10 protein-coding genes are annotated in these 14,383 nt (G+C 57.2%); 4 read left to right on the top strand and 6 right to left on the bottom strand.

The window, feature by feature from the left end; all coding sequences use genetic code 11:
* Positions 1–298: 298 nt before the first annotated feature.
* Together CSQ86_RS04275 and CSQ86_RS04270 are read right to left on the bottom strand one after the other, a co-directional pair.
* Positions 299–1,261 carry a ribokinase gene (locus tag CSQ86_RS04275; protein ID WP_100493890.1) on the bottom strand — a complete coding sequence of 321 codons (963 nt, stop codon included), beginning with the start codon at positions 1,259–1,261 and terminating at the stop codon, positions 299–301.
* Between the two features lie 160 nt (positions 1,262–1,421).
* The gene (locus CSQ86_RS04270) at positions 1,422–2,612 is read right to left on the bottom strand and encodes an MFS transporter (protein ID WP_165773743.1); all 1,191 of its coding nucleotides are present in this window, start codon (positions 2,610–2,612) and stop codon (positions 1,422–1,424) included.
* Positions 2,613–2,819: 207 nt separating this feature from the next.
* Here CSQ86_RS04270 and CSQ86_RS04265 point away from each other — a divergent pair, with 207 nt between their 5' ends.
* The gene (locus CSQ86_RS04265; RefSeq protein ID WP_100493889.1) at positions 2,820–4,247 is read left to right on the top strand and encodes a DUF4153 domain-containing protein; all 1,428 of its coding nucleotides are present in this window, start codon (positions 2,820–2,822) and stop codon (positions 4,245–4,247) included.
* 92 nt (positions 4,248–4,339) lie between these two features.
* Here CSQ86_RS04265 and CSQ86_RS04260 read toward each other — a convergent pair whose 3' ends face one another.
* The 3 genes from CSQ86_RS04260 to CSQ86_RS04250 form a co-directional block, all read right to left on the bottom strand.
* Positions 4,340–6,679, bottom strand: coding sequence for a DNA gyrase/topoisomerase IV subunit B (locus tag CSQ86_RS04260; RefSeq protein WP_100493888.1), 2,340 nt, complete (start codon positions 6,677–6,679; stop codon positions 4,340–4,342).
* Positions 6,680–6,741: 62 nt separating this feature from the next.
* The gene (locus CSQ86_RS04255) at positions 6,742–8,196 is read right to left on the bottom strand and encodes an RNA polymerase sigma factor (protein ID WP_100493887.1); all 1,455 of its coding nucleotides are present in this window, start codon (positions 8,194–8,196) and stop codon (positions 6,742–6,744) included.
* A gap of 200 nt (positions 8,197–8,396) precedes the next feature.
* Positions 8,397–8,999, bottom strand: a complete 603-nt coding sequence (locus CSQ86_RS04250; RefSeq protein WP_100494256.1) for a DUF4192 family protein — start codon at positions 8,997–8,999, stop codon at positions 8,397–8,399.
* Positions 9,000–9,470: 471 nt separating this feature from the next.
* On the opposite strand from CSQ86_RS04250, the gene CSQ86_RS04245 reads away from it, so the two are divergent.
* On the top strand, positions 9,471–10,556 hold the full coding sequence (locus CSQ86_RS04245) for a polyprenyl synthetase family protein (protein WP_100493886.1): 1,086 nt from the start codon (positions 9,471–9,473) through the stop codon (positions 10,554–10,556).
* A gap of 86 nt (positions 10,557–10,642) precedes the next feature.
* Entirely contained in the window at positions 10,643–12,901 is a 2,259-nt protein-coding gene (locus tag CSQ86_RS04240) for a Stk1 family PASTA domain-containing Ser/Thr kinase (protein ID WP_100493885.1), read from the top strand.
* A gap of 95 nt (positions 12,902–12,996) precedes the next feature.
* Here the strand turns inward: CSQ86_RS04240 and CSQ86_RS04235 are convergent, their stop codons facing one another.
* Entirely contained in the window at positions 12,997–13,707 is a 711-nt protein-coding gene (locus CSQ86_RS04235) for a lysophospholipid acyltransferase family protein (RefSeq protein ID WP_100493884.1), read from the bottom strand.
* 51 nt (positions 13,708–13,758) lie between these two features.
* On the opposite strand from CSQ86_RS04235, the gene CSQ86_RS04230 reads away from it, so the two are divergent.
* Complete coding sequence (locus CSQ86_RS04230; protein WP_100493883.1) at positions 13,759–14,370, top strand: hypothetical protein; 612 nt, start codon at positions 13,759–13,761, stop codon at positions 14,368–14,370.
* Positions 14,371–14,383: the final 13 nt, after the last annotated feature.

The following is a 14,383-nucleotide window of genomic DNA, read 5'->3' as shown; positions in this document are numbered from 1 at the left end:
GTACGTGAACAATGGCAAGACACTGCTCAGCGGGGCAAAATCTCGGGCCACTCGTGTTTTTGCCCGGCTATTAGCACCTCAACGGAGCAAATCCTCGGTTCGACCGGCAATTCGCCACACTAACGGACCGCCAGCGGGGCAAATCCTCGAACCAATAGCAAATGCACCCCACTGACGGGTTGTCAGTAGGGCGCATTATCGGGTCATTCGAGGATTTGCCGCACTGAGACAGCAGAGACCAGTACTGAAATCAGCAGGCACTAACGCGGCAACACCGCAATCCCGCACATAAGCATCATCAGCTGAAGTATTCGATAACCTCTTCAGCCGTACCATAGGCGCTTTGCGCACCGAGCTTGGTGGCCGCATATGCGGACACATAGGAGCCGATCTGAGCGGACTGCAATAGCGTGAACTTCGCGGCCAGACCAGCAAGCACGGTACCCATGAAGGAGTCGCCACAACCGGTGGTATCCACGGCATCCACTTGGGCGGCGGACACACGATGCCAACGGCCGTCTTCGATCACGATGGATCCGGAAGCTCCGAGCGTCACGATGGCGCGATCGAACCCGTAATCGGTGAAGCGGGACACCACTTCATACCAGTCGTATTCAGCGGCACCGTCATCGGGCAATCCCAGCAGCTGGGCGACTTCATGCTGGTTGACGAGCAGAATGTCGGTGGCTTCCACCAGCTCGTGCGGCAATTCGTCCATAAACGGCGAATCGTTGAGCAGCACGGTCACGCCAGCGTCATGCGCGGTTTGCGCGGCGGCGATGACAGTGGAGATCGGGCTTTCCAGGCATAGACCCAGCACCGCACATTGTGCGATGGTATCACGATGCGATTGCACATATCCGGCACTCGCCTTGGAGTTGGAACCCGGCGAGTAGACGATGGTGTTCTCACCTTCGGCGCTTACGGTAATCAGCGTGGTGCCGCTCGGACCTTCCACATGAAGGATATCGGCGGTATCGACTCCAGCCTCATCCAACTTGCTCAGTAGGAAATCCGCGTTGGCGTCTTCTCCCACTGCGCCCAGCAGCTGGACGTTGGCGCCCAGTCGCGCCGCAGCGGACGCTTGATTCGCTCCCTTACCGCCCGGCAGCACCTTCATGGCGCCGCCGTTGACGGTTTCGCCCGGCTTGGGCAGTCGTTTCGTGCTTACCGTGTAATCGGCATTCATGGAACCGACTACGATCACAGAACCCTGCGCCTTACCCAATGCTTCCAGTCGATCACGCACCGGTTCGGGCATCTGCTCATGTTCTTCACTTTTCTCCATGGTTGCACAGCATAGTAGGCCCACGGCCCAAAGGTCGAATCAAGAGAGCGTGCAAGGTAACGAAACGGCTACATTCCGCCATTACAAGCATCTCAATACAGCCGTTAACATACCGGGATATCGATGCAAATGGCTATCCGCGGATTTTGCGCAGGCGCTCGTGCATCACCGTCATCAGAACCAGGAACAACAGCAGATACCACGGGTAGAGCGAGATGCTGATGTATTGCGCGATAACACCGAATACCGGCGGCATCAGCAGTGAACCCATGTATGCGCATGCCATCTGCACACCGACGATGGCTTGGGAGTTCTCTTCGCCGAAGTATGTGGGCGTGGAATGGATGACGCACGGATAGATCGGCGCACAGCCGAGGCCAACGACCACGAGACCGATGACAATGCCCAAATGCTGCGGCAATGGCACAAACATGACAACGATGCCAGTCAAAACCAGAACCTGCCCCAGACGGATCATCGCGGGATCGGAAAGCTTCATGGTGATGAATCCGGACAACCCACGCCCCACGGTGATACCCACGTAGAACAGGCTTGCCCAGCTTGCGGCGGTGATCTTATCCACGCCGCCATGCAGCACCATGTAGCTTGAGGCCCATAAGCCGGCTGTGGTTTCGATGGCGCAATAGCAGAAGAACATGATGAGGATTTCCTTGGCGCCGCGAATGGCCAGTACGCCGGCAACGCCCAGGGGCTTATGTTCGGCGGCTTCAGATGAAGCATAGCCATCGACCGCCTTCCGCTCGGCTGCGGTGCGCTTGCGGGATTTCCACAACGGCAGGCTCATCACCAGAATCACGGTGAGCACCACCTGCAGAATGGCGATGTACCGGTATCCCCAAGGCCAGCCTTGTCCGCGGGAGAGAGCGAAGCCCATGATGTAGGGGCCGATGGATGCGCCAACACCCCACATGCAGTGCAGCCAGCTCATGTGGCGGCTTTCGTAATGCACGGCCACGTAGTTGTTCAGTGCGGCATCCACACCGCCTGCGCCGAGACCATAAGGGATTGCGATCAACATCAACACCCAATAATTCGGCGCGAGGGAGAAGCCCGCCAATGCCGCTGCGGTCAACGCCACGGAGACCGCCGTGACGCGCCCGGCACCGAATTTCAAAGTCATGCGATCCGACATCAAAGCGGACACGATGGTGAACATGGAGATCACCGCCGAAATGCCGCCAGCCCACGAGACCGGCACTGCCAGATCCTGGCTCATCGTAGGCCAGGCGGCACCAAGCAACGCATCAGGCAATCCGAGGCTGACGAACGCCACATAAATCACGGCAAGCAACAGACTGGCCATCAATGACCACCTTTCAAAGCATCGAAACGACATTGTTTGTGATAACGATGTCATCCAGCTTACCGAACGGTAAGTAAACAACACGCCGAACACCGCAGAGCCGACCCCCATGCGGCAAACCCGCATATCGAATATCAATATGCACAATCAGTGAAGAATTGTATTTCGATATAGATATATTGTTTTTCGATATCTTACGATGCGGGTATGAACACCGAACACCCTGCCACGCAACTCGCGCCGCCTACACACCCCATGCCCCAATCGCGCACACTGCCTCCAATCAAACGTCGCCTCACACTGCTCACCGTCGCGCTGCTCATTCCCTTCGCCTTCGATCGTCTCATGCTTTGCGATACATGGCCAAAGGCGCTTTCGCACGTTCTGCCCATATGGTTATCAATATGGGCTCGCTGGTCACTCCTGTGCATCATCTGCCTGACCGCAATCGTTGCATTATTCGTCAAACGCGCGTATCGCAATCCGGTTTGGTGGCTCAGCGCATCCGTCATCGGTGTGCTCAGCATATGGCTCATCGTCAACGACGATTCCTTCACCTATGACGTTCCCAATCACAGCAATATGTTCATTGCACTGCCGTCACCTAATTATTGGTATGCGACGTTGACCAGCACCATCGTGCTCCCCGCGCTGTTGATGCTGACATTGCAATTGTCCGCCACGAATTTCGCGGTGCACCGACCAGCCAATATCGTTCTTCGCTGGCTGCAAGGTTGGACCATCAACCTGTTCACCCATTGGCGCATGTTGGCACAGACTTGTTCGCAATACCTGCACAGCCCACACGATGCTGACAACGATGTCATCGCCGCGAGAAACGGCGTCTTACGGAAAATAGGCATAGCGCTGCTTATCAGTCTGCCGATTCTGTGTCTGCTGATCCCTCTGCTTATGCAGGCGGATGCAATATTCTCCTACGGGGTGACACATATGTTCGACCACATCGATCTCACTGTGATGCTTTGGCATACGATAGTTGTACTTATTCCATTTCCGTTCCTAGCCTCACTATTGGCCAGCGTGGAGATGCGCAATACAGAGCCGGAACTCACCACTCTTCGCAATGCGGAGAAGCGAGGAGCCTTCGACCCCACCATTACCACTACGGTGATGATGATCGTTCTGGCGCTGTATGCCGTCTTCTGCACCGTACAGTTCACATTCCTTTTCGCCGGCGCCGGTCTGCCCGCAGGATATACATATGCCGAATATGCGCGACAGGGATTCTTCCAACTTCTGTTTGTAGCCACATTGAATCTCGCCGGCTTTGGTCTCGTGCTTACGTTCACGTCACGCACCAAGCTCATCGTGGCGCTGCAGATCGGTCTCCTCGCCGCAACCGGCGTTATGCTCGCATCGTCAGCCATGCGTCTATGGCTGTATATCGACGCCTATGGTCTGACGTGGCTCAGATGGTTGTCGTTGACCTTCATCGTCCTGCTGGCAGCGGTGCTTATGCTGTCGCTGATCCGACTGTTCGTCGCTCGATTGCCATTGATGACCGCGGCCTTAATATTGCTCCTGCTGTGGTGGCTGGCTTTGGGATTAAGCAATCCGGATCGGGTAGTCAATACGTGGAATACGTATTTCGGAACTGTAGTCAGTGATTGGTAATCGCTCTTCAAACGGCTCCAATAAATTACCCCTTGCCGAACCGAAATGATGTTGGCTCGGCAAGGGGTAATTAAAGGCATCGGAGTAATCCATCAGGTGTCGATCTTGGAGCGATCGAAATCGTCGGCGTTATCCACGATGAACTGCTTGCGCGGCGGCACGTCATCGCCCATCAGCAGGCTGAAGATCTCGGAAGCCTGTGCGGCGTCCTCCATGCGAATGCGGCGCAACATACGGGTGCGTGGATCCATGGTGGTGTCGGCCAGCTGGTCGGCGTCCATCTCACCCAAACCCTTGTAGCGCTGGATGTCGTCGTTGTAGCCGATGTGCTTCTTGTCCAGGTCGGCAAGTTTACCGGCCAGCTCGTCGTCGGAATACGTGTAGATGTATTCGCCCTTATGCGAACCGGTCAGAGCAATGCGATGCAGTGGCGGCACGGCCGCATACACGTAGCCATGTTCGATCAGCGGGCGCATATACCGGTAGAAGAGGGTGAGCAGCAGGATACGGATGTGCGCGCCATCCACATCGGCATCCGTCATCATGATGATCTTGTGGTACCGGGATTGCTCGATGTCGAAACTCTGGCCGGAGCCGGCGCCGACCACCTGAATGATCGCGGCACATTCCTTATTGGAAAGCATCTGCGTGATCGATGCCTTCTGCACGTTGAGGATCTTGCCTCGAATCGGCAGTAGCGCCTGGAATCCAGCGTTGCGCGCGGCTTTGGCGGTACCGAGTGCGGAATCGCCCTCCACGATGAACAGTTCGGCGATGTCGTCATTGCCTGGCTGGCAGTCGGAGAGCTTGGCCGGCATCGAAGCGGATTCCAACGCGTTCTTGCGACGGGTGACTTCCTTGGCCTTGCGGGATTGGATGCGGGCATGCATCTCCCCCACGATTTTCTCCAGTACGCGGCCGGATTGCTCCTTGTAGCCGCGCTTGGAGCCGGTGATCATCTCGCCGAACTGCTTATCCGTGAGTCTGGTGACGATCGGCTTGACCTGTGCGGTGCCGAGCACATCCTTGGTCTGGCCCTGGAACTGTGGTTCGGCCACGCGGGCGGTGACCACGGCCACGAGACCGGCCTGGATGTCATCGCGCTCCACCTTCATGGCGGAGTCTTTGAGATTCACCTTGAGTTTGCGGGCGTTGTCTTCCACGGCTTTGCGAATCTGCTTGGTGATACCGTTCATGAAACCATCAACGTGGGTGCCGCCGCCCGGCGTCTCCACGATGTTCACGAAGCTGCGGATCGTGGTGTCGTAACCGTTCACCCAGCGAAGCGCGATGTCGATGCCGCAGGTGCGTTCGATTTCCTGGGCGTGCAATTCGCCGCCCTCGCATACCGCCTGGGTTTCCTCCTTGTAGGTGCCTTCACCTTGAATACGCCAAATGTCGGAAACCGGCTCGCCTTTAGAGAGGAAGTCCACGAAATCCTTGACACCGCCGGTATGGCGGAATTCGACCACGCGGGGATGCGCCGGCTGCTCGCCGAACGCGCCATCCAAAACCTCGTCCGATGCGCTCAGTGAGAAGTCCGCATCACGATCCCGGTCACTTACGGTCAACGCGTCGCTTTCGGAATCAGCGCCATCCGCAGTGTCCGTAGAGAACTCGGCAAAACCTGCCAACAGGGAATTATCCTCGTGTGCGGAATCCTCTTTCAGTTTCGATGCCGTAGGTAGGCCAAGCGTGCCGGATGCGGTATCCGGGTTTTCCGGCACATTCTCATCAACAATGGTGATTTTGAGTCCAGGCACCAGGAAACTGGTCTGGCGGACACGATCCACCAGCTGTTCATAGGAGAATTCCGCGGTCTTATTGAAAATCTCCGGATCCGCCCAATAACGAATTCGTGTACCGGTGGTCTTCGGGCTTACTTTGCCGATGATCTCCAACTCGGTGGGTCTGTTCTTACGGGTGCGCTTGAACGGTGCGTCCGGCGACGGGTTCGCGGGATCGGCATCGGCGTAGACGCCGGGATGGCCTTGATGGAAGGCCATGTGATGGGTTTTGCCATCGCGGTCGACTTCCACATCCAATCGGGAGCTCAACGCATTCACCACGGAGGAGCCCACACCATGCAGACCGCCGACGGCGTTGTAGGAGGAATTACCGAATTTTGCACCGGCGTGCAGCTTGGTGAGCACTACTTCCACACCAGAAAGGCCGGTTTTCGGCTCTTTATCAACAGGAATGCCTCGGCCGTTATCCGCTACCTCCACCGAGCCGTCGGCGTGCAGCGTCACCGTGATATCTGTGCAGAACCCGGCCAGAGCCTCGTCGACGGAGTTATCGATGATCTCCCACAAGCAGTGCATGAGGCCTTGCGAGTCGGTGGTGCCGATGTACATGCCCGGACGCTTGCGTACCGCGTCAAGGCCTTCAAGGACGGCAAGATCCTTCGCGCCATATTCTTCTGTGGCCATAAATCCTTTATTTCTCTCTTACAACTTGGCTCCCCTCGCAGCGAGGAGAGCCAAGTGATCGATCACTGATCCAGGAAGTCGCGCAGCGTCTGGGAACGAGACGGGTGGCGCAGCTTGGACATGGTCTTCGACTCAATCTGACGGATGCGTTCACGGGTCACACCGTAGACGCGTCCAATATCGTCCAAGGTCTTGGGCTGGCCGTCTTCGAGGCCATAACGCATCTTGATCACGCCTGCTTCACGCGGGGACAGTGTCTCAAGCACCTGCTTGAACTGTTCCTGCAGCAGGGAGAAGGCCACGGCGTCGGACGGCGCAATAGCATCGGTATCCTCAATCAGATCGCCGAACTCGGAATCGCCGTCCTCGCCCAGCGGGGTGTGCAGGGAAATCGGCTCGCGGCCGTACTTCTGCACTTCCTGCACCTTCTCCACCGGCATATCCAGCTCGCGAGCCAGTTCGTCCGGCGTAGGTTCACGGCCCAGATCCTGCAACATCTGGCGCTGCACGCGGGAAAGCTTGTTGATGACTTCCACCATGTGCACAGGCACACGAATCGTACGGGCCTGATCGGCCATGGCGCGGGTGATGGCCTGGCGAATCCACCACGTGGCGTAGGTGGAGAACTTGAAGCCCTTCTTCCAGTCGAACTTCTCCACGGCGCGGATAAGACCCAGGTTGCCTTCCTGAATCAAATCAAGGAACAGCATGCCACGGCCCGTGTAGCGCTTGGCGAGCGAGACCACGAGTCTCAGGTTGGCCTCCAGCAGATGGTCCTTGGCCTTCTTGCCATCGGCGGCGGCCCACTTGAGCTCACGCTTACGCTTGAACTCCATGCCTTCAGACTGGGTATCCAGCAAGTGCTGGGCATACAAACCGGCTTCGATACGTTCGGACAGGTCGACTTCCTGCTCGGCGTTCAGCAGGCTCACACGGCCGATCTGCTTCAAGTAGTCCTTGACCGGATCGGCGGTGGCGCCTGCGGCGATCACACGACGCTTCGGATTACCGGCCGGGATGATGTTCTCATCATCGTCATCGGTGTCGGAAACCACGTAGGCACCCTTTTCCTTCGGCTTTTCCGGAGCCTTGGGCTTGGCGTCCTCGTCATCTTCGTCATCCTCATCATCGACGTCGTCTTCATCGAGATCATCATCGAGGTCATCAGAGCCATCTGCGTCAACGTCATCCAGGTCCTCATCCAGATCGTCGACGTCCAGATCGTCGTCATCCACCACGTCGTCGAGATCATCGTTCTGATCGTCTGCGTTCTGGGTCGAATCCTCGTCTTCAACGCTCTTCGCGGCGGCCTTCTTCTTGGCCGAGGTACGACGCGTCGTCTTCTTCGGGGTCTTTTCACCGCTCTCCTCCGCGGCGGCCTTGGCGGACTTCGCGGCGCGGGGTTTACGCGTAGAGGTCTTGCGGGCGGTGGTCGTAGAGCTGGCCTTCTTCTTGGTCTCGGTCTCCTCGCCGGAGTCTTCCGTTTGCTTGGTTGCCGTCGTTTCCTTCGTGGCCAAAACTGCTCCTCCTGATCTCTCGCCGGAAGCTCTCATACCACATGGGCACACTTCTGGCAAGGGCAAATCGTCAACTATGAGAGTAAATCACCTTCCACGGACGATTATTCCCATTCGCGAGGAAAATGTGTTGCATCCATGAATGGCTCATGGATGCACGCTTGCACAACCATGTTCTTTCGCATCGGCCGGAAACCCTGCTATGACGCCGTTTCCCGGTTCTTGCATGCGCACCATGCGGGGAATACGCCTCGGTCGGCTGCGGAAAACACCATCGCCGCCAGCGAACAATCCTCATCAAGGACCAGGCATTGCATGGCCAGCGCGGCGGAGCTGACATCTCCAAGCCACCACAGCGTATAGGCAGCCACGGCCAGTGGCTGGATGCAGTAAGGGACCGGCGATACCGTGGCAATATTCAGCAGCATGGTCACCCCTGTTCGGCATCGTTCCTCATCAGGCGTTATCCGCTCGTCTTCGAATGCGCGGGTCAGCAGCTCGCTCATTCTCCGTTTCGCCTTTCCGCTATGCGGTTTGGATGCGAATTCCATCAGCAACGATTTCGGACACTCCCGTTCATCCGCAATAAGCGACAAGATCAGAGCGTCACGGATAGACAATGTCTCATTCATGCCCACAGCGAATGCCGCCATGGTCTCGGCATCCAGAACCGCAATGCCATCATCCAGCGAGGCTAGCCATTCATCCAACGGATCGCACACCCAATCCGCATTGGCTTGCTGAGGCCCACGCTCACGCCGGTCGGCGTGGAACGCATTGGCCATCATCTCCAGATCCTCCATATCGAATGCGTCAACGCAGATGTCGCCGAAGACGTCACAGCATTGCTCATCGAACACATCGTCATAGTCATATATGTTCTCGAAGATGCCGTTCTGAGAAACATCAGATTCACGAACGCTGTGTTTGCCACGATTCCTGGCTTTGTCATAAGCCTTATGACCGGATCGCCCGTCGCGCCGGCTGTCGGGCCGTACATCGCTCCGGCCTTGCGAGGCGGGTGTACGACGCCGGCCCTTTGCGCGACCCTCTTTTCTGCTACGCGTATCATCTTTGTTTGCCATGGGTTCCTCCTCGTCGTTGAAGATTCAATGCCTTTCACCACCCAGAACCGGTTCCGGGATGGGCGTGTGTCTACTATGCATGAAACCCGTTGGAAATCAGCCGAAAATCCACTTATGTGGTTCGAGCTTCAAAACCCAATGTTTCCAACGTTCTTGTATTCATCACAACCTGTGGATAAGTTATTAGGCATGTGCACAACCGCGAATGACCTTTCCACCATCGAACCGCGCATCAGTAAGCTGGTTCGAGAACTGACCGATGCTCCTTCCACCGGCAAGGTGGCCAACGCCCTGAAACCAGTGATGGCGGAAGTGGTCGATCAGGCAGTCACCTCAAGTCAGGGCGGCAAACGACTGCGTGCGCTCCTCAGTCTTGATGCTTTCGGCCTGCTGGCCCCCGCCCAATATGCGGAGAGCCGACGCGAAGCCATGCTCGACCTGGCATGTGCCATCGAAGTATTCCAGACCGCGGCATTGGTGCACGACGACATCATCGACGAATCCGATCTGCGCCGCGGCAAGCCATCTGCCCATCGGGCGTTGGAAGCCACTGTGCATAATGCTTCCATCGGCCGCGGCCTGGGCCTGATGTTGGGAGACATCCTAGCCACAGCATGCATTGAAATCGCACGTAGAGCCGCCAAACAACTCAATAACGGCGACGCCATCGTCGAAGCCTTCCTTACCATGCAACGCGAAGTGGAAATCGGTCAGGTGCTGGATTTGGGCGTGGAGATGACGCCGTTGAATGACCCGCAGGCGCTCGCAGAAGCCTCATTGAACGTATTCCGTTGGAAAACCGCCAGTTACACCACCATCGCTCCCCTGCTGTTCGCATTGTTGGCTGCCGGCACCGAACCGGCCACGGCGAAGCAGCAGGCGCTCGCGGTAGGTGAACCGCTGGGCTTGGCGTTCCAGCTTGCGGACGATTTGCTGGATGTCATCGGTTCCAGCCGCAACACTGGCAAACCCGTGGGAGGCGATATCCGCGAGGGCAAACGGACCGTACTATTGGCCGACGCCCTGCAGTCCGCGAATGCCGATGAACAGCGGGAATTGCGCGGTATGTTCGAGGCTCCTCATCGCGATGAGCAACAAGTGATGCGAGCCATCGCACTGTTCGAGAGTACTGGAGCCATTGATCGTTCCCGCGAGCGCATCACAGCTTTGTGGCGGCAATCCCAAACGGCGATTTCGACGTTAGGGCTGCCCGATCAGTATGAGCAGCGTCTTGTGGATGCATGCGCACGATTCATTCCAGCTGATTTGCGCTAGCCGGCTTTTCCGCCGCCCCCCGCGCGTAGCCCGGGCAAGGTACACTGAACCATGTTCAGCTGAATTCAAAGGAACCGTACGAGTTGATGAGTGAGAACGAGCCCGCACAGATGATTGAGGGACGCTACCGCATTGTGCGCAACATCGCCGAAGGCGGCATGGCCACGGTGTATGAGGCGGTTGATGAGCGTCTGGGCCGCACTGTGGCCATTAAGGTGATGCACACGCAGTTGGCGCAAGGACCACATCGTGCTCAATTCGTGGAACGATTCCGCCGCGAGGCCAATTCCGCCGCCGCCATCGCCAACCCGCATATCGTGCAGGTATATGACACCGGCGAATTCAACGGGCTTGATTTTCTGGTCATGGAGTATGTTCATGGCATCAATCTGCGCCATGAAATGAACGTACAAGGCACGTTTTCGGTGCGTGAGACGCTGCGCATCGTGGCGGAGACGCTGGATGGGCTGTCTTCGGCACATAGAGCCGGCGTGGTGCATCGCGATATCAAGCCGGAGAACATTCTCATCAATGATCGCGGCCATGTACAGATCACCGATTTCGGTCTGGCCAAGGCCGCCAGCCAAGCCACGTTAAGCTCCACCGGCATGTTGCTGGGCACGGCCGCCTATCTCGCGCCGGAAATGATTGAAAACAATCTGGCCACCCCGCAGGGTGACTTGTATTCCGTGGGCATTATGGCGTGGGAGATGCTGGCAGGCAAAGTGCCATTCGACTCCGATAATCCGGTCACTCTTGTATTCAAGCATGTTCACGAGGACGTGCCTTCCCTCACCACGGTCTGCCCCGGCATCAATCCAGCTGTGGCGGCATTCATCTCACATCTGACCGCGCGATCCGTCGATGCCCGGCCGAAAGATGGTTTTGAAGCCGCCTCTGAGCTTCGCCAGTTGGGGGCGCGATTGCCGTTGGACGCATGGCAGTATCGTCTGCATGCCGAGCCGACAAATGTCAATCGCAATGATGCCACGGCCCCGGCCTTAGTGGGTACGATCGGCAAAGCCGCAGAACGTCTGACAGCCACACAACCGGCACCACCCGCTCCTCCTGAGCCGCCTGCGGCGTCTGCGGAAGACGAGTCCAATGCGCCCACCACCGCCATTGATTCGTCGTCTTCTACGACTGCCGGCGCTCTTAATTATGGGCAGGATTATGGGCGAACCAGAGTAATGCCTCAACCATCGGGGGCCACGGACGATCAGACTCAGGCCTTGCCGGCAATGGCTGGTGAGCCTACACAGGCGCTTCACACCAATAATGGGACCGTTTCCGCAGCTGAGGATACCGAAGCAGCCACGGCTGCGATGCAACAGCCTCATGGCATGTCGAAGCGAACCAAAACCGGACTCATCATCGCGCTGGTCGTGGCGCTACTGCTGGCCAGTGTAGGTGGCGGGTTCGGATGGTGGTGGTATGCGGGTCCCGGCAGCTATTGGAGTGTGCCACAGCCTGAGGATGTCTCTTGCGCGGAAAACGATACCCAGTGCTCGCTTTCCGGAGCGGACTGGTCCACCTATGAGAGCCTGCTGAAGGCCGCAGGCATTCCATATCAGGTCAAGCAGGAATACAACGATAATGTCGCCAAGGGCAAGATCATCTCCGCATCCCTCGATAAGGCTGAAGCATTCGTCAATACCCATGTAGGTAAGCGCAACAACCAGCAACTGGAGATCACGGTATCCAAGGGCACGCAGATGGTCACTATTCCGGATGACATCCTGGACTCGTCATCCGCGAACGGCAAGGATCCGCTCGCCGCGCTGAAGAACGCCGGTTTCAGCAAAATCACGCATGACGAATCCCAGGATCAGTATTCGATGGATGTCCCCGAGGGCGCAGCCTTGACCATCTCCCCTGATCCCGGCACCACGATGAAGCATGACGCCGAAGTGACCATCACCTTGAGCAAGGGGCCGATGCCGGTAAGCATGCCGGATATCGTCGGTAAAACCAAGGATGAGATGCTCGAATCGTTCGATCAGCTCAAACTCACCGCCAATATCACCGAGGAGTACGACGATAAGATTGCGGCCGGCACCGTAATGTCCGCGTCTCAGAAAGCCGGTACGCAGTTGAAGTGGGGCGATAGCGTGGATGTAGTGATTTCCAAAGGGCCGGAAACCACTGTGCTGCCCAATGTGGTTGGGATGACCTACGATGATGCGGCCAAGCAACTGGAAAAGCTCGGCTTCACCGTCAAGAAATCCGCTCCCCTCGGGGACTTGACCCATGAGGTTCGCATCCAGAGCCCCAAGGCTGGCGAGACCGTGCGTTTGCGCGACGAAAACGGCACTCCTACCGTCATCACATTGACTGTGGTGTGATCGTGCTCAGCATGAATTGCGCGTACAACAAAGCCGGGAATGATTCCATCGGTAAGAATCATTCCCGGCTTATTATGTAAAGCTTGCCTCGCTAATTATTCAGCGATTTTAGCGGCCTCAGCTTCCTTGGCGGCTTTCAGCTCGGCCTTGACCTTCTGCGCGTATTCATCCACGTATTCCTGGCCACTCATCTCACGGATGGCAGCGGACACACGATCGGTCAGTTCACGAAGTTCGGCGTGCGTGATCTCGTCAGCAGACTTCTTGGTGACCTCGATCGGCTTGCCATACTTGACCTGGGTCCTGCCCTTTTTCGGGATCGTAGTGCCGATGGGCTGCAGCAGATCCGATCCGATCAGGGCAACGGGCACAATCGGGCAGCCGGTTTCCAAAGCAAGACGCGCCACACCGGTGTGCCCCTTGTACATGCGGCCGTCCGGACTGCGTGTGCCTTCGATATGAATGCCGAACAGGTGACCATCCTCGATGATCTCGCGCGCATGCTCAAGCGCACCAAGCGACTTGTTGCCGCCGGAGCGATCCACCGGGAACACACCCACGGACGTGAACCACCACTTCTTGAACTTGCCCTTCAATCCCTTGCCTTCAAAATATTCGGCTTTGCCCATGAAATGCACCATGCGCGGGCAGGTAATCGGAATCAACGCATCATCGATCACCGCCAGATGATTGGCGGCGATAATGGCACCGCCGGAACGTGGCACATTGTTCAGACCGGAAACGGTGGGACCGAGACGATGGCGAGCAATGGGACCAAAGACTTTAACGAAGAACCAGTACAGCACTTGGCGTTTCCCTCCCTACGCGGTTTGGGGCATCAGATTAAAGTGGACTATATGACTGACCTCAACAATACCAACGCAGCCGACGAGCCGACAACACCCACGCCGGATGATAACGGCAAAACCAACGATCTCGACGCCGCTTGGGCAGCATTTGAAGCCGAGCACAAAGAGGATCTCAATGATGTGGCCTCGTCTCGGCAAGCCAAGAAATTCGAGAAGCAGGCCAAGAAGCGCGAGAAGGAGGCGTTGCTTTCCGTAGATGATTTGGATGCCGCCGCCTTCACCGATGGCGTGCGCCCATTCCACGAACGCACGAAGAAAAGCCATGGCCCGCGGGATTTCACCGGCTCCAGCTGGCTGGACACCGACGATGTGATGGACCGTTACGATGACGGCGGCTTCACTCCCCCGAATCCGGATTTGGGCCCGATACACGCTTCGACCGTTCTGCTGACTGCGCTATTGATCATTGGTCTGGTAGGCACACTGGCCATGATTCTGGTGCCTGCGCTATACAGCATTCCTGTGTTGAGCTCGATACTGAACATTGCGTTCGGCACGTGCACAGTGCTCGGATTAGGCGGCCTGGTGGTAAAAATCCTCAATCGAAAGAACCATCCCGGCGATAAGGGCGGCTATTACGACGATGGCGCAAGGGTGTAGTTTTCTGGCTTTC

This window comes from Bifidobacterium felsineum (assembly GCF_002802915.1).
GTDB classification, from domain to species: Bacteria; Actinomycetota; Actinomycetes; order Actinomycetales; family Bifidobacteriaceae; genus Bifidobacterium; species Bifidobacterium felsineum.
This window is presented reverse-complemented; position numbering and strand designations above follow the sequence as displayed.

Coding starts and splice junctions, on each gene's coding strand:
- CSQ86_RS04275 (WP_100493890.1), bottom strand. CDS start 1,261: ATGCCCGAACCGGTGCGTGATCGACTGGAAGCATTGGGTAAGGCGCAG.
- CSQ86_RS04270 (WP_165773743.1), bottom strand. CDS start 2,612: ATGGCCAGTCTGTTGCTTGCCGTGATTTATGTGGCGTTCGTCAGCCTC.
- CSQ86_RS04265 (WP_100493889.1), top strand. CDS start 2,820: ATGAACACCGAACACCCTGCCACGCAACTCGCGCCGCCTACACACCCC.
- CSQ86_RS04260 (WP_100493888.1), bottom strand. CDS start 6,679: ATGGCCACAGAAGAATATGGCGCGAAGGATCTTGCCGTCCTTGAAGGC.
- CSQ86_RS04250 (WP_100494256.1), bottom strand. CDS start 8,999: ATGGAGGATCTGGAGATGATGGCCAATGCGTTCCACGCCGACCGGCGT.
- CSQ86_RS04245 (WP_100493886.1), top strand. CDS start 9,471: ATGTGCACAACCGCGAATGACCTTTCCACCATCGAACCGCGCATCAGT.
- CSQ86_RS04240 (WP_100493885.1), top strand. CDS start 10,643: ATGAGTGAGAACGAGCCCGCACAGATGATTGAGGGACGCTACCGCATT.
- CSQ86_RS04230 (WP_100493883.1), top strand. CDS start 13,759: ATGACTGACCTCAACAATACCAACGCAGCCGACGAGCCGACAACACCC.